At 70.5% G+C, this 22,510-nt stretch carries 22 protein-coding genes; 11 read left to right on the forward strand and 11 right to left on the reverse strand.

Annotation, left to right across the window (positions count from 1 at the left end; translation table 11 throughout):
- Positions 1-54: 54 nt before the first annotated feature.
- Both VGJ24_RS09360 and VGJ24_RS09365 read right to left on the reverse strand, forming a co-directional pair.
- A complete protein-coding gene (locus tag VGJ24_RS09360) occupies positions 55-564 on the reverse strand; it encodes a nucleotidyltransferase domain-containing protein (RefSeq protein ID WP_331500279.1) in 510 nt (169 codons plus the stop codon).
- 38 nt (positions 565-602) lie between these two features.
- Positions 603-2,060, reverse strand: a complete 1,458-nt coding sequence (locus tag VGJ24_RS09365) for a CCA tRNA nucleotidyltransferase (RefSeq protein WP_331500280.1) — start codon at positions 2,058-2,060, stop codon at positions 603-605.
- Positions 2,061-2,127: 67 nt separating this feature from the next.
- Between VGJ24_RS09365 and VGJ24_RS09370 the strand changes: the two genes are divergently transcribed.
- From VGJ24_RS09370 to trxA, 7 genes are all read left to right on the forward strand, one after another.
- Positions 2,128-4,290 (forward strand): DUF6049 family protein, encoded by a 2,163-nt coding sequence (locus tag VGJ24_RS09370; protein WP_331500281.1) that lies wholly within the window; start codon positions 2,128-2,130, stop codon positions 4,288-4,290.
- A complete protein-coding gene (gene murJ / locus VGJ24_RS09375) occupies positions 4,287-5,984 on the forward strand; it encodes a murein biosynthesis integral membrane protein MurJ (RefSeq protein ID WP_331500282.1) in 1,698 nt (565 codons plus the stop codon). Before VGJ24_RS09370 ends, murJ begins: the two co-directional genes overlap by 4 nt.
- A 31-nt stretch (positions 5,985-6,015) precedes the next feature.
- The gene (locus VGJ24_RS09380) at positions 6,016-7,887 is read left to right on the forward strand and encodes a protein kinase family protein (RefSeq protein WP_331500283.1); all 1,872 of its coding nucleotides are present in this window, start codon (positions 6,016-6,018) and stop codon (positions 7,885-7,887) included.
- Positions 7,880-8,584 (forward strand): RNA polymerase sigma factor SigM, encoded by a 705-nt coding sequence (gene sigM / locus VGJ24_RS09385; RefSeq protein ID WP_331500284.1) that lies wholly within the window; start codon positions 7,880-7,882, stop codon positions 8,582-8,584. Before VGJ24_RS09380 ends, sigM begins: the two co-directional genes overlap by 8 nt.
- Complete coding sequence (locus VGJ24_RS09390) at positions 8,581-9,282, forward strand: hypothetical protein (protein WP_331500285.1); 702 nt, start codon at positions 8,581-8,583, stop codon at positions 9,280-9,282. Before sigM ends, VGJ24_RS09390 begins: the two co-directional genes overlap by 4 nt.
- A 114-nt stretch (positions 9,283-9,396) precedes the next feature.
- A complete protein-coding gene (trxB, locus tag VGJ24_RS09395) occupies positions 9,397-10,383 on the forward strand; it encodes a thioredoxin-disulfide reductase (protein ID WP_331500286.1) in 987 nt (328 codons plus the stop codon).
- Between the two features lie 104 nt (positions 10,384-10,487).
- On the forward strand, positions 10,488-10,829 hold the full coding sequence (gene trxA / locus VGJ24_RS09400; RefSeq protein WP_331500287.1) for a thioredoxin: 342 nt from the start codon (positions 10,488-10,490) through the stop codon (positions 10,827-10,829).
- A gap of 176 nt (positions 10,830-11,005) precedes the next feature.
- Here trxA and VGJ24_RS09405 read toward each other — a convergent pair whose 3' ends face one another.
- The gene (locus VGJ24_RS09405) at positions 11,006-11,653 is read right to left on the reverse strand and encodes a GNAT family N-acetyltransferase (RefSeq protein WP_331500288.1); all 648 of its coding nucleotides are present in this window, start codon (positions 11,651-11,653) and stop codon (positions 11,006-11,008) included.
- An 80-nt stretch (positions 11,654-11,733) separates the two neighbouring features.
- Here VGJ24_RS09405 and VGJ24_RS09410 point away from each other — a divergent pair, with 80 nt between their 5' ends.
- Positions 11,734-12,957, forward strand: a complete 1,224-nt coding sequence (locus tag VGJ24_RS09410; RefSeq protein ID WP_331500290.1) for a pyridoxal phosphate-dependent aminotransferase — start codon at positions 11,734-11,736, stop codon at positions 12,955-12,957.
- A gap of 1 nt (position 12,958) precedes the next feature.
- The gene (locus VGJ24_RS09415; RefSeq protein ID WP_331500291.1) at positions 12,959-13,714 is read left to right on the forward strand and encodes a lysophospholipid acyltransferase family protein; all 756 of its coding nucleotides are present in this window, start codon (positions 12,959-12,961) and stop codon (positions 13,712-13,714) included.
- 72 nt (positions 13,715-13,786) lie between these two features.
- On the opposite strand, the gene VGJ24_RS09420 is transcribed toward VGJ24_RS09415, so the two are convergent.
- From VGJ24_RS09420 to rpmH, 8 genes are all read right to left on the reverse strand, one after another.
- Positions 13,787-14,728, reverse strand: a complete 942-nt coding sequence (locus VGJ24_RS09420; protein ID WP_331500292.1) for a ParB/RepB/Spo0J family partition protein — start codon at positions 14,726-14,728, stop codon at positions 13,787-13,789.
- Positions 14,725-15,810, reverse strand: coding sequence for a ParA family protein (locus VGJ24_RS09425; protein WP_331500293.1), 1,086 nt, complete (start codon positions 15,808-15,810; stop codon positions 14,725-14,727). The genes VGJ24_RS09420 and VGJ24_RS09425 overlap by 4 nt, the downstream gene beginning before the upstream one ends.
- A gap of 203 nt (positions 15,811-16,013) precedes the next feature.
- Complete coding sequence (gene rsmG, locus VGJ24_RS09430; protein WP_331500294.1) at positions 16,014-16,676, reverse strand: 16S rRNA (guanine(527)-N(7))-methyltransferase RsmG; 663 nt, start codon at positions 16,674-16,676, stop codon at positions 16,014-16,016.
- On the reverse strand, positions 16,676-17,239 hold the full coding sequence (locus VGJ24_RS09435) for a protein jag (protein ID WP_331500295.1): 564 nt from the start codon (positions 17,237-17,239) through the stop codon (positions 16,676-16,678). Before VGJ24_RS09435 ends, rsmG begins: the two co-directional genes overlap by 1 nt.
- Positions 17,236-18,237, reverse strand: coding sequence for a membrane protein insertase YidC (yidC, locus tag VGJ24_RS09440; RefSeq protein WP_331500296.1), 1,002 nt, complete (start codon positions 18,235-18,237; stop codon positions 17,236-17,238). The genes VGJ24_RS09435 and yidC overlap by 4 nt, the downstream gene beginning before the upstream one ends.
- A gap of 3 nt (positions 18,238-18,240) precedes the next feature.
- Entirely contained in the window at positions 18,241-18,474 is a 234-nt protein-coding gene (gene yidD, locus VGJ24_RS09445; RefSeq protein WP_331500297.1) for a membrane protein insertion efficiency factor YidD, read from the reverse strand.
- A 4-nt stretch (positions 18,475-18,478) separates the two neighbouring features.
- Complete coding sequence (gene rnpA / locus VGJ24_RS09450; protein WP_331500298.1) at positions 18,479-18,853, reverse strand: ribonuclease P protein component; 375 nt, start codon at positions 18,851-18,853, stop codon at positions 18,479-18,481.
- Positions 18,854-18,888: 35 nt separating this feature from the next.
- Positions 18,889-19,026, reverse strand: a complete 138-nt coding sequence (gene rpmH / locus VGJ24_RS09455) for a 50S ribosomal protein L34 (protein WP_135267396.1) — start codon at positions 19,024-19,026, stop codon at positions 18,889-18,891.
- 522 nt (positions 19,027-19,548) lie between these two features.
- Here rpmH and dnaA point away from each other — a divergent pair.
- Both dnaA and dnaN read left to right on the forward strand, forming a co-directional pair.
- Complete coding sequence (gene dnaA / locus VGJ24_RS09460; RefSeq protein ID WP_331500299.1) at positions 19,549-20,988, forward strand: chromosomal replication initiator protein DnaA; 1,440 nt, start codon at positions 19,549-19,551, stop codon at positions 20,986-20,988.
- A 422-nt stretch (positions 20,989-21,410) separates the two neighbouring features.
- On the forward strand, positions 21,411-22,510 hold a 1,100-nt coding region (gene dnaN, locus VGJ24_RS09465; RefSeq protein WP_331500300.1), incomplete at its 3' end, for a DNA polymerase III subunit beta.

Consider the following 22,510-nt stretch of genomic DNA (forward strand, 5'->3'; position numbering starts at 1 on the left):
CGCCGACCCGGCGGGCGGGCCCTCCACAGGTCGGCGCGGGCTCAGCATCCAGGCTCAAGCCCGGTACTCCTCGGGCAGCTCGATCCCGAACCGCTCACACAGCAGGGGTACGTCGTGCCGGTCCACGGGTCGCAGCGGATAGCCGGAGTGCCACCGGATCGACCACGTGGCGTCCTCGCACCGCACCGGCGCACGGGAGATGGCGCCGTGCCCTCCCAGCGCCTCGGCGGGAACGCGCTCGCCGCCCACGACGCTGCCGTAGTGCCACGACCCGTCGTCGACCCACTCGTAGAGGTGCAGGTCGATCCGCAGCTCAGCGCCGTCATGGAGCACGAAGTTCCACGGCCGGTCCCCGGGCCACGGGAACAACCGGTCGACTCCGACTTCCGCGAGTGCCACGAAGAGCGGCTCGACCTCCGCGGCCGAAACCCAGAGGTCGAGGTCCGAATGCTCCCGCGTCTGCTCCCCGAGCAGCGCATCGACGGCCCAGCCACCTCCGACGCACGCATCGACCCCGTGCTCGCTCAGCGCGCCCAGCAGCCGCACGGCGGAGTCCGCGGTCATGACGTGCCGCGGTCCGGATCTCGACCTCCCGGGCGTCGTCACTCGCGGTCGGCCCACCAGGCGATCAGCGCTGCCTTGGCGTCGTCGTACGCGTGCGGGCCCTCGTCGAGGCGGAGCTCCAGCAGGAAGCGGTACGCCGCGCCGACGTCGCGGCCCTGCGGGATGTCGAGGATCTCCATGATCTGCGTGCCGTCGAGGTCGGGCCGGATCGAGGCCAGCTCCTCCTCGGCCGACAACCGCGCGATCCGCGCCTCGAGCTCGTCGTAGGTACGCCGCAGCCGCTCGGCCTTGCGCTCGTTGCGAGTGGTGCAGTCGGCACGGGTCAGCACGTGCAGCCGCTCGAGCTGGTCCCCGGCGTCGCGGACGTAGCGCCGCACGGCCGAGTCGGTCCACTGCCCGTCGCCGTACCCGTGGAAGCGCAGGTGCAGCTCGACCAGCTTCGAGACCGCATCGGTGGTCTCGCCGGAGAACTTCAAAGCCTGCATCCGCGTGCGGGTGAGCTTCGCACCGACGACGTCGTGGTGGTGGAAGGTCACCGACCCGTCCGCCAGGAAACGGCGCGTGCGCGGCTTGCCCACATCGTGCATCAGCGCGGCGAAGCGCGAGACGAAGTCCGGTCCTCCGAGGCGGTCCTCGAGGTCGATCGACTGCTCGAGCACCGTGAGCGTGTGCTGGTAGACGTCCTTGTGCCGATGGTGCTCGTCCTTCTCCAGGATCAGGGCGGGCAGCTCAGGCAGCACGAGCGCGGCCAGCCCGGTGTCGACCAGCAGCGTCAGCCCGAGCCGTGGGTACGCCGCAAGCACGAGCTTCACCAGCTCCTCGCGGACCCGCTCCGCCGAGATGATCTCGATCCGGCCGGCCATCTCGGTCATCGCCCCGACCACCGCCGGGTCGACCTCGAAGCCGAGCTGGGCGGCGAACCGGGCGGCCCGCATCATCCGCAGCGGGTCGTCGGAGAAGGAGTCCTCGGGTCGCCCCGGCGTCCGCAGCACGCCATGCGCGAGGTCGACCACGCCGCCGTACGGGTCGACGAACTCGCGGGACGGCACCCGTACCGCCATCGCGTTCACGGTGAAGTCGCGACGGCCGAGGTCACCGTCGAGGCTGTCGCCGAAGTCGACCGACGGCTTGCGTGAGGCCGCGTCGTACTCCTCCGAGCGGTACGTCGTGATCTCGACCTGGAACGGTCCCTTGCGACTCCCGATCGTGCCGAACGCCCGCCCGATGTCCCAGGTGGCGTCGGCCCAACCCGCGAGCAGGAGCTCGATCTGCTCCGGGCGTGCGGACGTCGTGAAGTCGAGGTCGTTGTGGCGGCGGCCGAGCATCGCATCGCGGACCGGGCCGCCGACCAGGGCCAGCTCGTGCCCGGCCTTGTCGAAGAGTCCGCCCAGCTCGTCGAGGACCGGTCCGATCCGGTCGAGCTCCGCGGCGACGCTGCGTTGGGCGTCGGCGAGACGAACGCTCCCCCGCGGTCGGCGATCGTCTGCTTCGGACACGGAGGCACAGCGTAGTGGGGTGCGCGGGGGCCCGGGGCATGCGGACGCGCACCACTAGCATCGGGGCGTGCTCCGCCCGTCCTCGCTGCCGCATGCCCTGGCAGTGGTGGCGGCAGTGGTGGCGGCGGTGGTGGTCTCCACGGTCCTGGCGGTGCTCGGCGCAGGCCTCGTCGGGCCGACGCCGAGCGCTCGAGGCGCGTCCGCGCCCACCGATCCGGAGCAACCGCTGGTACCCCGGATCAGGTCGATCAGCCCGGACTACGTGCCCGACACAGGGCCGATCATCATCCGCGGAACCCTCACCAACGTGTCGCGCCAGACCTGGACCGCGATCAACGTGCATGGCTTCATGGGCTCGACACCGCTCACCACGACCGCCGAGCTGAACGACGCAGCGAGCACCCCGCTCAACGCCGACGTCGGCCACCGGATCACCGTGCCCGGCACCTTCGACAGCATCGCCTCGCTCGCCCCGGGCCAGAGCACCACCTTCAAGGTCAAGCTGCCGCAGTCCACGCTGCCGGTGTCGTCACCGGGCGTCTACTGGTTCGGCGTCCACGTGCTCGGCGACAACGGCACGGGCGGCACACGGGTGGCGGTCGGGCGCGATCGGACCTTCCTTCCCTACGTGCCGCAGTCCGCGCTCGCCAACGCCGAGCACGAGGACGCGGCGCTCGTCGTCCCGGTCCGTGCGGGCGTCGCCCGCGGACCGGACGGCGCCGTCGTCGACCCCGGGCTCTGGGCGCAGAGCCTCCGGTCCGGACCACTTCACAACGCCGTCGCGATCGGGAAGGCGGCGAGCGAACGGCCGCTGACGTGGCTGGTCGACCCGGCCGTGCCCGACGTCGTACGTCGTCTGGCGGAGGGCAACCCGGCCCGGACACTCACCGCTCCCGAGCAGCCCGGCCAGGGCAACGAGTCGCCGAGCGCGTCCCCGACCGCCTCGAGCTCGGCCAGCTCGTCCGGCGCCGCGGAGACGGTCCCGACCCCCGCGACCGCCCGCGCGGCCAAGCGCTGGCTCCAGCGGTTCCACGCGCTGCTCGGCGCCGACACCGGCGAGATCCTGGGTCTTCCCTACGGCGACCTCGCCGTCGACAGCGCAGCCGCGTACGACGTGCCACTGCTGCGGGCCGGGTTCAAGCGCACGGGCCACTCCCTCCGCCCGTGGGGGCTGCCGTTGAGCACCGTCGACGCCCCGCCCGACGGCCGCACTACCGGCGACACGATCTCCCGTCTTCCGCACGACACGACCGTGCTGCTGCCGGACACGGGGGTCCAGGACCAGACGCACGTGATCAACCGGGTGAACGGGCACCGGGTGATCCTGGCCTCGCCGTCGGCCGCGCAAGGCGGGCCCGGTCCGGTGGACCCGCAGAGCTCGCTGGCGTTGCGTCAGCGGATCCTGTCCGAGGCCGCCCTCCGGGTCCTCGACGACCAGCAGCCACTCGTGGTGGAGCTGCCGACGGACACGCGGCGGCCGCTGGGTCCCGGCTTCTTCTCCGGGCTCGACGTCCCGTGGCTTCGGCTGACCACACTCGACGGCGCCACCGCGGGGACCCCGACCCCGCTCGACGCCACCCGCCTGCTGGAGCCTCCGTCCGACACCCCGCAGTTCGACCCGGACCTCTATCTGACGGCGCAGGACATCCTGGAGAACGGCAGCAAGCTCGAGTCGGTGCTGGCCGAGAACGGCGCGCTGGCCAAGGAGCTGTTCGACGAGGTCACCGGCAACGCGTCGTACTCCGCTGAGCGCGAGCCGCTGCTGGCGCTGTACCGGATGCAGGGCATCGACCACTGGGTCGGCGCGAACCTCGACGCCATCGACCTGGCCGCGCCGGAGTCGGTCACCCTGGCCGGTACGTCGGGCCGCTTCTCGGCGATCGTCAGCAACGAGCTCGACGTTCCGGTGACGGTCACGGTCCGGGCCGTCTCCGACCCGCAGCTGACGATCACCGGTGGCGAGGTCGTTCCGCTGGCGCCCCACGGCCGCACCACGGTGCTGCTCAACGCGACGACCCACCAGCGCGGCGTCCACACCGTGAGGCTCGAGCTCACCACGCCCGACGGTCGCCCGATCGGCGCGGCCGACCCGTTCCCCATGCGGGCCGAGCAGGTGAGCCGGCTGATCTGGGTGATCATCGGAGCCGGAGTCGCGCTCCTGTTCGCCACGATCATCGTCCGGCTCGTCCGACGCGTCGTCCGGGCCCGATCGGGTGGACCCTCCGCGTGAGCGACTCCGAAGAGACCCGCGGCATCCTCGCCTCGTCCGCGGTGATGGCCTCGGGCACGGTCGTCTCGCGGGCGAGCGGCTACGTCCGCAACGTCCTCCTCGCGGCCGCCATCGGCAACGAGCTGCACGCCGATCTGTTCAACATCGGCAACACGATCCCGAACATGCTCTTCATCCTCCTGGCGGGCGGTGTGTTCAACGCGGTGCTCGTTCCCCAGCTGGTGCGGGCGCAGAAGAACGACACGGACCGCGGCGAGGCCTACACCAACCGGGTGATCACGCTCGCCATCCTCTTCCTCGGAGTCGTGACGGTGATCCTGGTGATCGCCGCTCCGCTGCTGATGAGGCTCTACCTCAACGACTCGTACAACGACCCGGCGCTGGCCGCACAGCGCGACTCGGCGATCACGTTCGCCCGCTACTGCCTGCCACAGGTCTTCTTCTACGGGATGTTCGTGCTGCTCGGCCAGGTGCTCAATGCCCGTGGGCGCTTCGGGCCGATGATGTGGGCGCCGATCGCCAACAACGTCATCGGCATCCTGGTGCTGGTGCTCTACCTGTTCTGGTTCGGGGCGCTCGACGCCGGCGCCGGCTGTACGGCGTTCACCCCGGCGCAGGAGCTGGTCCTCGGCGGGGGGGCGACCCTCGGCATCGTCGCCCAGGTAGTGATCCTGCTGCCCATCCTGCGCGCTTCCGGCGTCCGCTTCCGGCCGCGCTACGACTTCCGCAGCACCGGTCTCGGGCACACCCTGCGCCTCGGCATCTGGACCGTGCTCTTCGTCATCGTCAACCAGGTCGCCTACACCGTGGTCGTCCGGCTGGCCTCCGGCGGCACCGCCCGCTCGGTCTGCGAGCACGTCGGACGCCACCACCAGGAGGCGGCGTCGGATGCCACCGGCTACACCGTGTACGCCGCGGCGTTCCTGTTCGTGATGGTCCCCCACGCGATCATCACCGTCTCATTGGCCACCGCGATCCTCCCCCGCCTCTCGGCGAAGGCCGACGACGGCGACCTGCCCGGCTTGGCGGGCACCCTCGCCGGCACCCTGCGCACCGCCCTCGCGGTCGTCATCCCGTTCGCCTTCGCCCTCCCCCTCCTCGCGTACGACGCCTCGAAGGTGCTGTTCGGGTACGGCGCGACCGCGTCCACGTTCGACCACTACGTGCCCTCGATGATCCTGTTCGGGCCGGGCATCGTGTTCTTCACCGTGCACTACCTGATGCTGCGGGGCTTCTACGCGCTCGAGCTGAACCGCACGGTGTTCTTCATCCAGTGCGCGATCGGTGCCACGAACGTCGTCGTCGCGATCCTGCTGGTGAACGAGGCGACCGCCGCCCAGACGTCACCGGCCCTGGTGATCGCCTACGGCGCGTCGTACCTGCTGGGCTCCACGGTCTCCTACGTGATGCTCCGCGGACGACTCGGTGGGCTCCAGACGCCCGCCCTGGTGCGGTTCCTGGCCCGGATCCTGATCGCCGCCGGGGTCTCGACCGCGTTGGCGGGGGCCGTCGGGCGGGTGCTGCCCGGCCACACCGACGACCTCTCCCATGCCCTGGCGGCCGTCCGGGTGGTGGTCCTGGGCGGGATCGACCTCGGCCTGTTCGTCGTCCTGGCCCGGCTGATGCGGATCACCGAGGTCACGAGTGTCCTCGAGACTGTGATGCGCCGGATTCCGGGGGCTCGTGCCTCCTAACATGGGGGAGCGAGCGACGCGAGGGGGATTGGTGCAAGGGCACACCCGGCCCGGCGACGTGCTCGCCGACCGATACCGACTGACCGACCTGCTCACCGAGAGCGAGGGTGGGCGGTTCTGGCGCGCCTTCGACTCGGTGCTCCAGCGCGACGTCGCGGTCCACATCATCGCCTGCGACGACGAGAGGGCTCCAATGCTCCGCGCGGCGGCCCGCACCTCGGCCACCGTGCTCGACCGCCGGATGCTCCGGGTGCTGGACATCGACGAGGCGGACGAGCGCTGCTTCGTGGTCAACGAGTGGGGCTCGGGCACCAGCCTCGACATCCTGCTCGCCGACGTCGGCCCGCTCTCCCCCACGGTGGCGGCGTGGATCATCGCGGAGGTCGCCGACACGCTCGCCCTCGCCCACGACGCCCAGGTCGCCCACGGGCGCCTGGTGCCCGAGAACGTCCTGATCGACACCGACGGCGCGGTCAGGCTGATCGGCTTCGCCGTCGACGCCGCCCTGCACGGCCTGCCGGCCGGCCGCATCTCCACCGACATCGCCGACCTGGTCGGGCTCCTGTACGCCGCGATGACCGGGAAGTGGGCCGGGGTCAGCCGGTCGGCGGTGCACCCTGCCCCGTCATCCCACGGCCACGTGCTGCGACCTCGCCAGGTGCGCGCGGGCATCCCCCGCACCCTCGACTCCCTGTGCGACCACGTGCTCAACCACGGCGGCGAGACCGAGGTCACCGCGGCGATGCTCGCCGACTCGCTGAGCGACTTCCTCGGCCCGTCCGCGGCGGCTGCCGAGGCCTGGCTCGCCCGCATCGAGCACGCCAAGCGTGGCGAAGGGACCGTCGTCCTGCCGCCGCTGCCCGATCCGCCTCCGCGGGAGGCCGAGCCTCCGGCCGCCGAGACGGGCGGGGCCCACCAGGGCGAGGTCAGCGACGTACCGGACGGCGCCGAGGCGGCCGATGAGGCGGCGACCGAGGACGCCCTGGCCACCCAGGCCGGGATGCCGATCTTCCACGAGGACACCGACGAGGTGGAGTGGCTACGCCACCACACCGAGAAGCCGGCACCGCCTCCGGCCTTCGACCCGCCGCCCGAGCGCCCGCTCTTCGCTCCCGACCCCGAGGACGGCGAGCCGGTACGCCGACCCCGGTCCGCGCCGGTCACCCACGGCGCCGGCGGTGGTGGGTTCTGGCCGTGGGAGAGCACCGGCACCGGCGTGGGCACCGGCAGCGGCGTCCTCCCGGCGTACGTCGACGAGGACGAGGAGGACGGCCGGCCCGCGCCCGGCACCAGCATGCTGCGTCTCGCGGGCATCATCGCGGCCTGCCTGCTGGTCCTGGTGGCCTGCGTGATCGCCTTCAACCTCGGCCGCGGCAAGACCCCGCTGGGCACCACCAAGGAGGACACCACCCAGGGGCCGAGCAAGTCGCCCAGCTCCTCGGGAACTCCCTCGGCCACGTCCATCACCGGCGTCACGGCGCGCGACTTCGACCCACAGAGCGGCAACGGCGAGAACCCCCAGGAGGCCGCGCTCGCCGTCGACGGTGACGCCGGCACCGCGTGGACGACGCTGCGCTACATCCAGCAGTTCGGCCCGGCCGGGCTCAAGACCGGGGTGGGGCTCGTCCTCGACCTCGGGGCGAGCCACGATGTGAGCGAGGTCGACCTGACCACCGTGGGCTCGCCCACCTCCGTCAGCATCTACGTCTCGCCCACCAACCCGGCCAACCTCGACGGGCTCAAGGTCTCGGGCAGCATCGTCGTCACCGGTACCAAGGGCACCGTCTCGTTCGACCAGCCGGTCACCGGTCGCTACGTCGTGGTCTGGCTGACCAAGCTCCCGGCGGTGCCCGGCGGAGGCTTCCAGGGCGGTATCGCCGAAGCGGTGGTCAAGGGTGAATGACGAGGAGCCCACCGACGCCGAGCTGCTCGCCGCCCACGTCGCCGGCGACCCCGACGCCTTCGCACGCCTGTTCACCCGCCACCGCGACCGCCTGTGGGCGGTCGCGCTGCGCACCATGGGGAACCCGCACGACGCCGCCGACGGCCTGCAGGACGGGCTGATCTCGGCGTACCGCCGCGCGGAGAGCTTCCGCGGCGACGCGGCCGTCACCACGTGGCTGCACCGGGTAGTGGTCAACGCCTGCCTCGACCGGATCCGGGCCGCGAAGGTACGCCGTACCGAGGCCCTGCCCGACGACCTCGACGAGCCCGGCGGCCGGGGCTCGGTGCGCACGGCCACCGGCGACCGCGAGGACCCCGAGCAGGCCGCCATCGCCGATGACCGCCGTCGCGCCCTGCTCGCTGCACTCGCGACCCTGCCCGCCGAGCAGCGGGCCGCGCTGGTCCTGGTCGACATGGAGGGGTACGCCGTCGCCGAGGTGGCGGTGATGCTGGACTGCGCGGAGGGCACCGTGAAGTCTCGCTGCGCGCGCGGGCGCGAACGCCTGGCGAGGTTGCTCCGTGATCGGTTGGCCGCGACCGGACCGCCAGGTGACCCGGCTCACCCGGAACCGGACGCCGCCGCCACCCGTCCGATCCCTGTTCCCCCGAAACCCACCCCGACATCCAGCAACGCCGGCGAAGGAGGTGCCCCGTGACCGATCGTCCCGACTCTCCCGAGTCCGAGGACTCGGCCGAGATCGCGGAGGTACGCCGCCTGCTCGCCGACGCCAGGCACGTCGACCCGATGCCGGACGACGTCGCGACCCGGATGGACGCCGTCCTGGCAGGTCTTCGCGACACCGCGGACGCGGCGCCCGCCGCGAGACCGCACCCGCCCGCCGCCGAGGTGATCCCGATCGCCGCCGACCGCCGGCGTAGGGCCGCCGGGCTGCTGGTCGCCGCCGCGGCCATCGTCGTGGGCGGCGTGGTGATCGCCCCGCACGTGCATGTGGGCTCGAGCGGCTCCTCGGCCGCCACCGCGGCGGAGGACAACTCCGGGGCCTCCAGCGAGTTCGGTGACACCGGCAACTCCAACAAGCAAGCCCTCACGCCCCAGGCCATCCAGGGAGGCAAGGCTCACCTGCGGAACGGTCGGCTGGTCGTCCGACCCCAGCACTTCTCCGCCGACGCACTCGCCGGGCGCCGCCTCCTCAACGAGACGAGCACCAACATGGCCACCGGTGGCACCTCCTGCCTCGCTGTCCCCCAGAGTGCGTCCACGGTGCCTGCGGAGTACCAGCTGGCGCCAGCAGCGCTGGTGTACCGGCACGTGGAGGGCAGCTCCCAGGTCGTCGACCTGTACATCTGCGGCAACCCACGACCCGTGCGCTCGACCACGCTCCCCGCGCCGTGAGCGAGCGGGCTGACCAGGGAATCCGGCTCGCCTACGATGCGTTCTACATCTTGGTCGTGACGTCCCGCCGGTGGCCCGACCAGACCCTGACCGGCAGCTGGGAGCAGTTCATCCATGACGCAGTCCACGCAGGACGTCCGCAACGTCATCATCGTCGGGTCCGGCCCGGCCGGTTACACCGCTGCGGTGTACGCCGCGCGTGCGTCGTTGCACCCCCTGGTCTTCGAGGGCTCGGTGACCGCCGGCGGCGCCCTGATGAACACCACCGAGGTCGAGAACTTCCCGGGCTTCCGCGACGGGATCATGGGCCCGGCGCTGATGGACGAGATGCGCGCCCAGGCCGAGCGGTTCGGCGCGGAGCTGGTCTCCGACGACATCGTGTCGATGGATCTCACCGGCGAGATCAAGACCGTCAGCACCGCCACCGACACCTACTCCGCCCAGGCCGTGATCCTGGCTACGGGCTCGGCGTACCGCAAGCTGGGGCTGCCGCGCGAGGAGGAGCTCTCCGGCCGCGGCGTCTCGTGGTGTGCCACGTGTGACGGATTCTTCTTCCGCGACCAGCACATCGCCGTCGTCGGCGGGGGCGACTCGGCCGTGGAGGAGGCGACGTTCCTGACCCGCTTCGGCAGCAAGGTCACGATGATCCACCGCCGTGGCGAGCTGCGGGCCTCGAAGATCATGCAGGAGCGGGCGTTCGCGGACCCGAAGCTGGAGATCATCTGGGATTCCGAGGTCGCCGCGATCCACGGCAACGAGAAGCTGGAGTCGATCACCCTGCGCAGCACCGTCGACGGCACCAAGAGCGAGCTCCCGGTCACCGGGCTGTTCATCGCGATCGGCCACGACCCGCGCTCGGAGCTGCTGGAGGGCCAGGTCGACCTCGACGACGGGTACGTCGTGGTCAACCACCCCGCCACGGCGACCAACCTGGCCGGGGTCTTCGCCTGCGGCGACCTGGTCGACCACCACTACCGCCAGGCGGTCACCGCCGCCGGCACCGGCTGCGCCGCGGCTCTGGACGCCGAGCGGTACCTCGCCGACCTCGACCAGGCGACCGCTGGCCAGCCCACGACCGAGCCGGTCACCGCCTCGGTCTGAGTGATCGGCCAACCACCAGCCGCGCCTCCGCCGGGGGAACAACGGTCGGCGGCATGATGTTGTACGAGTTGACACCCCCGACGAGGGGTGCCGACCACATCTAGATGGAAGGAACTCCCGTGGCGAACCTGCCTGCCGTCACCGACGCCGACTTCGAGACGACGGTGCTGAAGTCCGACAAACCGGTCCTGGTCGACTTCTGGGCCGAGTGGTGCGGTCCGTGTCGTCAGGTGTCCCCGATCCTCGACGAGCTCGCGAACGAGCACGGCGACAAGATCACGTTCGTGAAGATGAACGTCGACGAGAACCCCGTCGTCCCCTCGTCCTACCGCGTGAACGGCATCCCGACCATCAACGTCTACCAGGGCGGTGAGGTCGTGAAGTCGATCGTGGGGGCCCGCCCCAAGGCCGCCCTGCTGCGCGAGCTCGAGGAGTTCATCGCCTGATCGGCGAGCCAGACTGATCCGTACGACGGGCGGGCGAGCAGAGATGCTCGCCCGCCCTTCGCCGTCTCCGGGCTCGGCCGATGACCGGGGTTCCTGGCCCTTCCTGATGCTCCCTGGCCGTGGCACCGCCGGAACCGTCGGATTCACCGCTTCAGCGGTGACACCGACGGCGATCCTCACCCCCGCGTCGTCGTACGCGGATGGTCGGCCGTGGTCTTGGGCGCCGGGCGCACGGCCCCGAGCAATCGCTCCAGCGCCCCCTCCAGCTCCTCGCGCCACGTCACAGTCGTGCGGAGGTCCATCCGCATCCGCGGGGTGGTCGCGTGCGCTCGCTGGGTCTTGAACCCCACGCTGGTCAGGAAGTCCACGGGGTTGACGCAGCTGCGCGCTCCCGGCCGACCCGGCCCGCGGGTGTCGCCGAAGGCCTCGACCGCACCGATCCCACCGCGCTCGATCAGGTCGCGGGCCATTCCCTGCACGAGCATCCGCCCCAGCCCTCCGCCGCGGGCGTCGGGCTCGACGTACACGGCGGACAGGAGGACGGAGTCGGAGGAGACCGGAGCGGTCGGGAAGGCGCCGGCACCGGGGAGGTACGCCGGCGGCGCGTAGAGCGCGTAGCCCACAGCGCGGTCGTCCACGAGCACCACGCGGCCGCACGAGCCCCAGTCGCGCAGGACCGCCGACATCCAGGCCTCCTTCTCGGCGGCCGGCTCGTCCACGCGGCCGCGGCGTACCGGGTCGAGCTCCCAGAAGACGCACTCGCGGCAGGGCGCATCGAGCTCGGCCAGGTGGTCCAGCGTCATCCTGACGACCTTGCGCGACATGGGCTCCTCCCGGACACGTGTCGAGTGCACGGCTGCGGACACCATCGTAGGCGCGTGGCGGTGGCTGGGAGGATGGATGCGTGCGTCGGATCCGCCAGAGCCAGAAGCTGCAGCATGTGCGGTACGACGTCCGTGGACCGATCCTGGTCGAGGCTCAGCGCCTGGAGGCCGAGGGCCATCGGATCCTGAAGCTGAACATCGGCAACCCCGCGCCGTTCGGGTTCGAGGCGCCGGACGCGATCGTCGCCGACGTCGTGCACCACCTGCCCGAGGCCCAGGGGTACAGCGACAGCCAGGGCATCTACCCCGCCCGTACGGCGGTCGCCCACTACTACCAGGAGCGCGGCCTGCGCGACGTCACGGTCGACGACGTCTTCATCGGCAACGGCGTCTCGGAGCTGATCTCGATGGTGCTCCAGGCATTCGTCGACGACGGGAACGAGATCTTGGTGCCGGCTCCCGACTACCCGCTGTGGACCGGCGCGGTCACGCTGTCCGGCGGCACCCCGGTGCACTACCGGTGCGACGAGAGCAACGGCTGGGACCCCGACCTGGCCGATATCGAGTCGAAGATCACCGAGCACACGCACGCCATCGTCATCATCAACCCCAACAACCCCACGGGCGCCGTCTACAGCGCGGACACGGTCCGGGGCCTGGTCGACATCGCCCGCCGCCACGACCTGGTCGTGATGGCAGACGAGATCTACGAGAAGGTCCTGTACGACGACGCGGTGCATCACCACGCCGCGTCGTACGCCGGTGACGACGTGCTGTGCCTGACCTTCAGCGGCCTCTCCAAGGCCTACCGCGTCTGCGGCTACCGGGCCGGCTGGGTGATGATCTCCGGCCCCCTGGAGCTGGCGACCGACTTCCTCGAGGGCCTCACCCTGATCGCGAACATGCGGATGTGCGCCAACGTGCCCGCCCAGCACGCGATCCAGACCGCTCTCGGGGGTTACCAGTCGATCCACGACCTGATCGTGCCCGGCGGCCGCTTCCACGAGCAGACGATGCTGGCCGACCGCCTGCTCAACGAGATCCCGGGCGTCACCTCCGTGCGCCCGCGGGGCGCCCTGTACTGCTTTCCGCGACTCGACCCCCAGGTCTACCCGATCGACGACGACGAGTCGTTCGTACTCGACCTGCTCCGCGCCAAGCGGATCCTGGTCACCCACGGCACCGGGTTCAACTGGTTCGACCCCGACCACTTCCGGCTCGTGACGTTGCCCGACGTCGACGTGCTGGCCGAGGCGATCGGCCGGATCGCCGACTTCCTCGCGACCCGACGCGCAGGAGCCTGACGTGGCCGAGCTCGTGTACTCCTCGATCATCCGGATCGCGAAGCTCGGCTTCGCGGCACTCGGTCAGCGCATCGACATCTGCGGGCTCGAGCACCTGCCGCTCACCGGGGGCGCGCTGCTCGCGGTCAACCACGTCGGGTACGTCGACTTCATCTACGGCGGCGTCGCCCCGGACCGGCTCGGACGACGGGTGCGCTTCATGGCCAAGCGCGAGCTGTTCGACCATCGGGTCAGCGGCCCGGTGATGCGGGCCTGTGGCCACATCGAGGTCGACCGGGCCGACGGGGAGTCGTCCCTGGCCGTGGCCGAGCGCCTCTTGGCCGACGGCGAGCTGGTCGGGATCTTCCCTGAAGCCACGATCTCGAGGGCCATGGAGATCAAGGAGCTGAAGACCGGAGCCGTCCGGATCGCGGCGTCCGCCGGCGTCCCTCTGGTGCCGCTCGTGCTCTGGGGCACCCAGCGACTGATGACCAAGGACCACGACCGGGACCTCTCGCGGGGCACCGCGATCTCGATCCGCGTCGGTGCGCCGATGGTCCCCGATGGGGCCGACCCGATCGCCCGGACGGCTGAGCTCAAGCTCGCGCTGCAAGGCCTCCTGGATGACGCGATCCGCTCCTATCCCCAGCACGAGGACGGTGCCTGGTGGCTCCCCGCGTCGTACGGCGGGTCGGCGCCGACCCTCGAGGAGGCGGCCCGACTGGACGCAGACGAGCGCCTGCGCCGGGCCGAACGACGAGCCACGCAGGCGCGCTGACCTGCGTAAACGTGTCCTTCTCGATCAGTCGACACGTCGATTTGTCGACATATCGCTAGATCGATCAACCGGTTAGATCGGGCGGTCGGTCCGGTTGCGCGGGTCCATGATGTCGACGATCCGGCGCAGGTCGTCGAGCGACGCGAACTCGACGGTGATCCTCCCCTTGCGCTGGCCGAGGTCGACCTTGACCCGGGTCTCGAGCCGGTCGGACAGCCGGTCCGCGAGGTCCTGGAGGCCGGGTGCGGTGGGCTTGCGACGGCGTACCTGCGTGTCCTTGCTGGCGGTCTCGCCGACCGCGACGATCTCCTCCAGACCACGCACGCTGATGCCCTCGGAGACGACGCGAGCCGCGAGGCGGTCCTGGAGATCGGGGTCCTCGACCGCCAGCAGCGACCGGGCGTGGCCGGCCGAGATGACGCCGGCGGCGACCCGGCGCTGGACGGCCGGAGACAGCTTGAGCAGCCGGATCGTGTTGCTGATCTGCGGACGCGATCGGCCGATCCGCGAGGCCAGCTCGTCGTGGGTGCAGGAGAAGTCCTCGAGCAGCTGCTGGTAGGCGGCCGCTTCCTCCAGCGGGTTCAGCTGCGACCGGTGGAGATTCTCCAGGAGGGCGTCGCGCAGCATGTCGACGTCGTCGGTCTGGCGGACGATCGCGGGGATCGTGTCGAGGCCCGCCTCTTGCGCCGCCCGCCATCGACGCTCCCCCATCACCAGCTCGTACGACGTGTCGCCGGTGCGCCGGACCACCACCGGCTGCAGCAGGCCGACCTCGTTGATCGAGTGGACCAGCTCGGCCATCGCCTCCTCCTCGAAGACCTGGCGCGGCTGCACCTGGTTCGGGGAGACCTCGGAGATCGCAAGCTCGGCGAAGTAGGCGCCTGCCGGGACGGGTGGGAGCTCGGTGTCGGTGGCCGCCCCGGCCCGGGCGGGCTCCTCCGTGTGCGCCGGCCCGGTCGGGATCAGCGAGCCCAGACCACGGCCCAGGCCTCGGCGCTGCCGGTCCTGTGTCATCGGGGTGCCCCCTTCCGGGCGATCTCGCGAGCCGCCTCGAGGTAGGAGAGCGCGCCCGGTGACGCGGGATCGTAGGTCATCACCGTCTGGCCGTACGACGGCGCCTCCGAGACCCGCACCGACCGCGGGATCGCCGTCTTCAGCACCTCGTCGCCGAAGTGCTCGCGCACCTCCTGCGCCACACCCGCGGCCAGCCGGGTGCGCCCGTCGTACATCGTGACGATGATGGTGGAGACGACCAGGCGTGGGTTGAGATGCGCCTTGACCATCTCGACGGTCTCGAGCAGCTGCCCGAGGCCTTCCAGCGCGTAGTACTCCGCCTGGATCGGGATCAGCATCTCGTCGCCGGCGACCAGTGCGTTGAGCGTCAACAGGCCCAGCGACGGCGGGCAGTCGACGAACACGTAGTCGTAGCGGTCCTCCCCGACGTCCTCGGCGGAGCCGACGCGCGGGTGGCCGATCACCGCCTTGCGCAACCGGTTCTCGCGGGCGACGAGGCTGACCAGCTCGATCTCGGCGCCGGCCAGGTCGATCGTCGCCGGGACGACCTCGAGCCGCGGGAGGTCCGGCACCGGGGAGACCAGGCCGGCCAGCTCGTCCCCGTCGACCAGTGCGTCGTACGCCGAGGGCACGCCGCGTTGGTGCTCGACGCCGAGCGCCGTCGACGCGTTGCCTTGCGGGTCCAGGTCGATCACCAGCACCCGCTGCCCGAGCTGGGCCAGTGCGGCCGCGACGTTCACGGTGGTCGTGGTCTTGCCGACCCCACCCTTCTGGTTGGCGACCACGACGATCCTGGTCGCCTCCGGGCGCGGCATCGGTGGCCGGTTGGCGGCCTCCTGCCGGGCTCGCACCGTGTCCTCCGCCATCCGTGCCAGCGGGGTGTTGCCGTCGTCCAACCGGGCCGCCACCCTGGCGAAGTCGCCCGCTGTCCGAATCACTCGGGCCCGGGCGACCGCGCTGTCGGCCTTGGGTATGGGGTCCGGCGGGGCCTCCTCGTGGACCTCCGAGTACGCCGAACCGATGGCGTCCCCGGTGGTTTCACGTGAAACGACGATGCCCTCGCCGCCGATCGGGCTAGTCACCGTGGACTGTGGAAAACTGGGGTCTTCCTGTGGATGCGCACGCTCAGCGGGCCACCCCAGCCCGGTGGAAAACTTTGAATCCCGATTCACCTCTGGCCCCTCATCCGGCCATCCGAGGTCGGTTCCGGCCTCGCTCACCGCCCCCGCGGTCGGGTCCTGAGTCACGCGTGTTCCCTTCGCTCCCGGCGAGCGCTCGCCGCTCGTCAACCTATCGCCGTCCCGGGCTGCCGTACCACCCGTACCACCGTGGTCACCGAGGACCCCGGGACCGATGACGTCACCACCTCGGCGCGGGCTCGCCAACGCCGGAGCTCTGGGGCGGCCGCCACGATCTCGTCCTGTGCCGACGACCCTTTCATGGCCAGCAGCTCCCCGTGCTCGGCGACCAGGGGCAGGCACCAGGCCAGCAGCTTCGGCAGGGCCGCCAGGGCGCGCGCGGTGACGACATCGAAGCGCCCGCTCTCAGGCCAGCGCTCGGCCCGGGCACGGACGACCTCGACGTTCGGCAGCTGCAGCGCGGCACGGACCTCGTCCAGGAAGCCCACCCGTCGTGCCATCGGCTCGACCAGGGTCACCGTCAGGTCCGGCCGTGCGATCGCGAGCACCACTCCGGGCAGGCCGGCCCCCGAGCCGAGATCGGCGACCGTCGCGCCGTCCGGAATGAGGGGAGCGAGCAGACCGCAGTTGAGCAGGTGTCGGTCCCACAGACGCGGCACCTCCCGCGGTCCGATCAGGCCGCGGGTGACGCCCTCGGTGGCCAGCAGACCGGCGTAGCGCTCGAGCAGGGCCAGCCGACCGGGTGCGAAGACCTGCGCGGCGACCGCCGGATCCGGGGCCGGGACCGTTTCACGTGAAACATCGGCCATCAGGCAGGCAGGACCACCACGTATCGCCGAGGCTCCACGCCCTCGGACTCCGAGGACAGGCCGGCGGCGGCCACGGCGTCGTGCACGACCTTGCGTTCGAACGGCGTCATCGGACGCAATGCCGCGCGCTCCCCGGACTCCTTCACCTGTGCGGCGGTGTCGGCGGCCAGCGCTTCGAGCTCCCGCCGACGCGCCGCACGATGGCCCGAGATGTCCAGCATGAGTCGCGACCGCTCCCCGGTCTCGCGATAGACCGCCAGCCGGGTCAGCTCCTGGAGCGCGTCGAGCGTCGCGCCGTTCTCGCCCACCAGCTGCTGGAGGTCGGCGCCGACGATCGAGACCACCGCACGTTCACCCTCGACATCCATGTCCAGGTCGCCGTCGAGGTCGGCGATGTCGAGCAGCTCCTCGAGGTAGTCGGCCGCGATGTCGCCCTCGTGCTCGAGCCGGTCCTCGAGCGTGGAGGTCTCACCCTCGTCCGTGGCGGCGGCTTCCTCCGCTCCCTCCGCGACCCTGACCTCCTCCTGGAGCTGGGTGTCGTCGCTCTGCTCGGTCTCGCTCATGCCGTCTTCCCCTCGCTCGTGCCGTCGTCCTTCTCCGCGCCCCTGGGCTTGGGGCCGCTGGAGCGCTTGCGCTGCTGCTTCGTCTGCCGCTTCGGCTGCTGCCGCGGCGGACGCGGTTGCTTGGGGGCCTCGTCCGCCGGTGTGTCGTCCGGCGCCGGGTCGACGACGACGACCCCCTTGGCCCGATCACGCATCTGCTTCGCCTCGAACGCCGGGGTGCCCGGTGCAGGATTGCGACGGATCACGTAGAACTGCTGACCCATCGTCCACACGTTGGTGGTGGTCCAGTAGACGAGCACGCCGATCGGGAACGCGATGCCACCGACCGCGAAGACCACCGGCAGCACGTAGAGCAACATCTTCTGCTGCTGTGCGTACGGGCCGGTCATGGCATCCGACGGCATGTTCTTGGTCATCAGCTGGCGCTGCGTGGTGAACGTGGTCGCCGTCATCGCCACCACGAGCAGCGCGGCCAGGAGCTTGACCTGCCACAGTCCGTCGTTGTTGAGGAACGTCGCACTGATCGGGATGGTCCCGAACAACTTGGCGTGGCCCAGGCTGAAGGCCGCCTGCGAGGTGAGGAGGCCGTTCGCCTGGTCGTGCTTCGCCGCCTGGTCGATCAGGCGGAACAGCGCGATGAAGATCGGGGACTGCACCAGGAGCGGTAGGCAGGAGGCGAAGGGGTTGGTACCGCTCTCGCGGTAGAGCGCCATCGTCTCCTGGGCCAGCTTCTCCCGGTCGTGGCCGTACTTCTTCTGCAGCTCCTTGACCTTGGGCTGGATCAGCTGCATGTTCCGGCTGGCGTTGATCTGCTTGACGAACAGGGGGATCAGCGCAGCGCGCACGACCACGGTCAGGCCGATGATCGACAGGACCCACGACGCACCGCTGTCGTAGGGCAGGACCAGGCTGAACAGCCAGTGCCAGGCGATCAACACCGCCGAGATCGCGTAGTAGAGCGGCGTCAGGAGGAAGTGGCCGATTTCGCCGAGCGACACGGGTCAGGCTCCTTGAGTGGGGGTGCGGGACGGCACCGGGTCGTAGCCGCCGGCCGCCCACGGGTGGCAGCGGAGCAGTCGGCGGGCGGCCAGCCAGGAACCGCGGAGAGCGCCGTACTCCGTGACTGCCTCGAGCGCGTACGCCGAGCAGGACGGGTGGTAGCGGCACACCTGGCCGTAGAGGGGACTGATGAAGAAGCGGTACAGCCGGAGCAAGCCGATGAGGGGGTAGCGCATCTGGTCAGCTCACCGTCCCGGGCCGCTGGTCGAGGGCCCGTTGGAGACAACGGTCCAGGTCGGCGCCGAGTTCCTGGTACGTCGCGCGCCCGGCCGGCGCGAGGGCGCGCACGACGAGCTCGCTCCCGAGCGGAAGCTCGTCAAGGCGGTCGCGGCACAGGTGCCGGAGCCGACGTTGGACACGATGACGGAGGACGGAGTTCCCCACGGCGCGGCTGACCACGAAACCGACCCGCGCCGGGGCGCGCGCGGTGCCGGGCGACTCGGCAACACGAGTGAGCAGGTGCACCACCAGGGTGTCGCTCCCGCTGCGTTGCCCGTCGCGTGAGACACGGCGCAGGTCATCGCCGTGGGTGAGGCGGTGCGGCGCCGGGAGCACGGACGCGAGGTCACGAGGTCGGTCGAGCCGGGGGCTCAGACCGCGAGGCTCTTGCGGCCCTTGCGGCGACGCGCAGACAGGATGGAGCGCCCGGCGCGGGTGCGCATGCGCAGCCGGAATCCGTGCACCTTGTGACGGCGGCGGTTGTTCGGCTGGTACGTACGCTTGCTCACGGTTCTCTCCGATGGGGTCAGGGACGGTCACGCCGGCTCGTTCGGCCAGACCGTCCGATGCGTCGGACGGGGCTGATCGGAACCCAAGAGTCCGTGGTTTCGGCCAGCACCGCCCACCCATGCAACGTAGCGGTTTCGCCCGTACGGGACCGCCGGCGGCATGGACATGCGGCACCCGTCGACACCGGGTGACCGAGAAACGGTACGCGGGGCGTCTCGGTGAGGTCAAATCAGGCGCTCGAGCACGCCTCAGAACCTGTGGATAGCGCCTTGCCGGGCGGTCGCGACCAGGGTTATGTTCGGACCTCGTCGAGTTTCCCCGCGTTCGGTTCGGCCCTTCCCCGCAGCTGCGTCGGCACCGTCGGCAGCGGACCCCAATGGGTCTCTGACCTGCGGTGATCCTGCATCTGTAGGTCAACTGTGAGCGTCTCGACGGGTTGTTTCCACAAGGAGGCAACAACGTTCACAAGGTGTGGACAAACCTGTGGAACCGGTGGCCCTCCAACGGCCGGGCCATCGGGCATGCGCGACGAGCAGAGAGCGGGACTTCCTGTGGAGAACGACGCCGACCTGGCTGCGGCCTGGCAGCACGTCATCGAGGAGCTGCAGCCCAACCAGCAGGCCTGGGTCAAGGCCAGCGAGCCGGCCGGATGGCACGGCAACACCGCGATCATCGCCGTCGGGGACGACTTCACGCGCACCCAGCTCGAGGGCCGGCTGCGCGGACAGCTGGAAGACGCCTTGACCATGAGGTTCGGCCGCGAGATCCGGCTGGCCGTCACCGTGAATCCCGCGCTCACCGAGGGCCCCCGGCCGACCCCCTCCCTCGATGAATCGATGAGTCCATCCGTCGACATGTCGACAGATCGCCTTGTCTCTTCGACCACGCCGATGCCGCACGAGCCCCTCCGTACGGCGCCCGGCGAAACCCGGCTCAACCCCAAGTACGCCTTCGAGACGTTCGTGATCGGCTCGTCCAACCGGTTCCCGCACGCCGCCGCGGTGGCCGTCGCCGAGGCGCCGGGCAAGGCCTACAACCCGCTCCTCGTGTACGGCGACTCGGGGCTGGGCAAGACCCATCTGCTCCACGCCATCGGCCACTACGTCCGATCCCTCTACAACGGCGCCCGGGTGCGCTACGTGTCGAGCGAGGAGTTCACCAACGAGTTCATCAACGCGATCCGTGACGACCGGCAGGACCGGTTCAAGCGCCGCTACCGCGACGTCGACGTACTCCTGATCGACGACATCCAGTTCCTGGAGGGCAAGACCCAGACCCAGGAGGAGTTCTTCCACACCTTCAACACGCTCCACAACGCCAACAAGCAGATCGTCCTCACCTCCGACCGGGCGCCCAAGCGCCTCGAGGCGCTCGAGGATCGGCTGCGCAACCGGTTCGAGTGGGGCCTGATCACCGACGTGCAGCCGCCGGACCTCGAGACCCGCATCGCGATCCTGCGCAAGAAGGCCGCGATGGACCGGCTCTCCGCGCCCGCCGATGTGCTCGAGTTCATCGCCAGCAAGATCCAGACCAACATCCGCGAGCTCGAGGGTGCGCTGATCCGGGTCACCGCGTTCGCCAACCTGAATCGCCAGGAGGTCGACATGACTCTGGCCGAGATCGTGTTGAAGGACCTGATCCCGGAGGGCGGCGAGCCGGAGATCACCGCGGCCCTGATCATCGCCCAGACCGCGGCGTACTTCGGGCTCTCCATCGACGAGCTCACCGGCCCGAGCCGCGGCCGGCACCTGGTGATGGCCCGGCAGATCGCGATGTACCTGTGCCGCGAGCTCACCGACCTCTCGCTGCCCAAGATCGGCGCGCAGTTCGGCAACCGCGACCACACGACGGTGATGTATGCCGATCGCAAGATCAACCAGCTCCTCGCCGAGCGGCGCGCGGTGTTCAACCAGGTCAGCGAGCTCACCAACAGGGTCAAGCTGCAGGCGCGGTCTGCCTGAGCGAACTACACGGCTGCAAGATGTGGGCTGCGGTGTGGGAGACCCCGGCGCGTCGTCCACAGGTGCTGTGGAACGGCGTACGACGCGGACGTGCGCACCGGCCGGCACCACAACCGGCTGTGGAGTTCACACCGCTCGTTGCACACCCCCTGTGCACACGAAATCGGGGGCTGACCTCGGCCGATGTCGTTCGTCCACAGTTTCCACCGTTGCTACTACTCCCACGGACCTAGAGATGGATGTCGACGATCCAGAACCACTGCGCGCCGGCCTTCCTGGGGACAAATCCGACAAACGCGACCGCCACTCCCGCGTGGGGGTGCCGCGTGGCAGGATGCACAGTCCAGAATTCCCACAGCGTCATCAGGATGCGGTTCTCCTCCGAGCCGCCCGCTCCTCAGCCTTGCGAAGGACCCCGTGAAGTGAAGTTCCGCGTCGACCGCGACGTACTCGCGGATGCCGTCGCCTGGGCGGCACGCAGCCTGCCCGTTCGCCCGAGCGTTCCGGTGCTCTCCGGGCTGCTGATCCAGGCCAGCGACGACGGCCTGGTGCTGTCGACGTTCGACTACGAGACATCCGCCCGCGCCACCTTGTCCGCCGAGGTCTCCGACGAGGGCAGGGCGCTGGTCAGCGGCCGGCTGTTGTCCGACATCTGTCGGAGCCTGCCGGCCAAGCCGGTCGAGATGGTCCTCGAAGGCTCCCGCGTCAGTCTCACCTGCGGCTCGGCGAGGTTCAGCCTGCAGACGATGCCGGTCGAGGACTACCCCGCGCTGCCGGACATGCCGGCCGCCACCGGCACGGTGTCCAGCGACGTCTTCGCCCACGCCGTGCAGCAGGCGGTCACTGCGGCTGGGCGTGACGACATGCTGCCGGTGCTCACCGGGGTGCGCATCGAGATCTCCGGCTCGACGATCTCGATGCTGGCCACCGACCGGTTCCGGTTGTCCCACCGGGAGCTGGAGTGGCACCCGAACAGCCCCGACGAGTCCCTGGCGGCCCTGGTCCCGGCGCGGGTCCTGGGCGAGACCGCACGCTCCCTGACCGCCGGCAGCGAGGTGACCATCGCGTTGGCCGCGGGAGGCACCGGCGAGGGGATCATCGGCTTCGAGGGCTCGGCGCCCGGCGGCACGCGTCGTACGACGACCCGCTTGCTCGACGGCGAGTTCCCCAAGGTCCGCAGCCTGTTCCCCAACGAGCACCAGACAACCGCGACGGTCGACAAGGCCGCCCTGATCGAGTCGCTCAAGCGGGTGGCTCTCGTCGCCGAACGCAACACCGCGGTCCAGCTCGCCTTCTCCGACGGCACGCTCACCCTGGACGCCGGCTCCGGCGACGAGGCCCAGGCGAGTGAGTCGATCGAGGCCACGATCCAGGGCGAGGACATCACCACCGGCTTCAACCCACAGTTTCTGCTCGACGGGCTCCAGGTCATGGACGAGGCCGTCGTCGAGCTGGCGTTCACGGTCTCGACCAAGCCCGTTGTCATCAGTGGTTCCCTAGGACAAAGTGGGGGAGACAGTGA

Source organism: Nocardioides sp., assembly GCF_036493135.1.
Lineage (GTDB): Bacteria > Actinomycetota > Actinomycetes > Propionibacteriales > Nocardioidaceae > Nocardioides.

Bases quoted from the DNA above. Each gene is read 5' to 3' on its own strand.
- VGJ24_RS09360 (WP_331500279.1), bottom strand. From the start codon at position 564: ATGACCGCGGACTCCGCCGTGCGGCTGCTGGGCGCGCTGAGCGAGCAC.
- trxB (WP_331500286.1), top strand. From the start codon at position 9,397: ATGACGCAGTCCACGCAGGACGTCCGCAACGTCATCATCGTCGGGTCC.
- trxA (WP_331500287.1), top strand. From the start codon at position 10,488: ATGGAAGGAACTCCCGTGGCGAACCTGCCTGCCGTCACCGACGCCGAC.
- VGJ24_RS09405 (WP_331500288.1), bottom strand. From the start codon at position 11,653: ATGTCGCGCAAGGTCGTCAGGATGACGCTGGACCACCTGGCCGAGCTC.
- VGJ24_RS09420 (WP_331500292.1), bottom strand. From the start codon at position 14,728: ATGACACAGGACCGGCAGCGCCGAGGCCTGGGCCGTGGTCTGGGCTCG.
- rsmG (WP_331500294.1), bottom strand. From the start codon at position 16,676: ATGGCCGATGTTTCACGTGAAACGGTCCCGGCCCCGGATCCGGCGGTC.
- VGJ24_RS09435 (WP_331500295.1), bottom strand. From the start codon at position 17,239: ATGAGCGAGACCGAGCAGAGCGACGACACCCAGCTCCAGGAGGAGGTC.
- yidD (WP_331500297.1), bottom strand. From the start codon at position 18,474: ATGCGCTACCCCCTCATCGGCTTGCTCCGGCTGTACCGCTTCTTCATC.
- dnaA (WP_331500299.1), top strand. From the start codon at position 19,549: ATGCGCGACGAGCAGAGAGCGGGACTTCCTGTGGAGAACGACGCCGAC.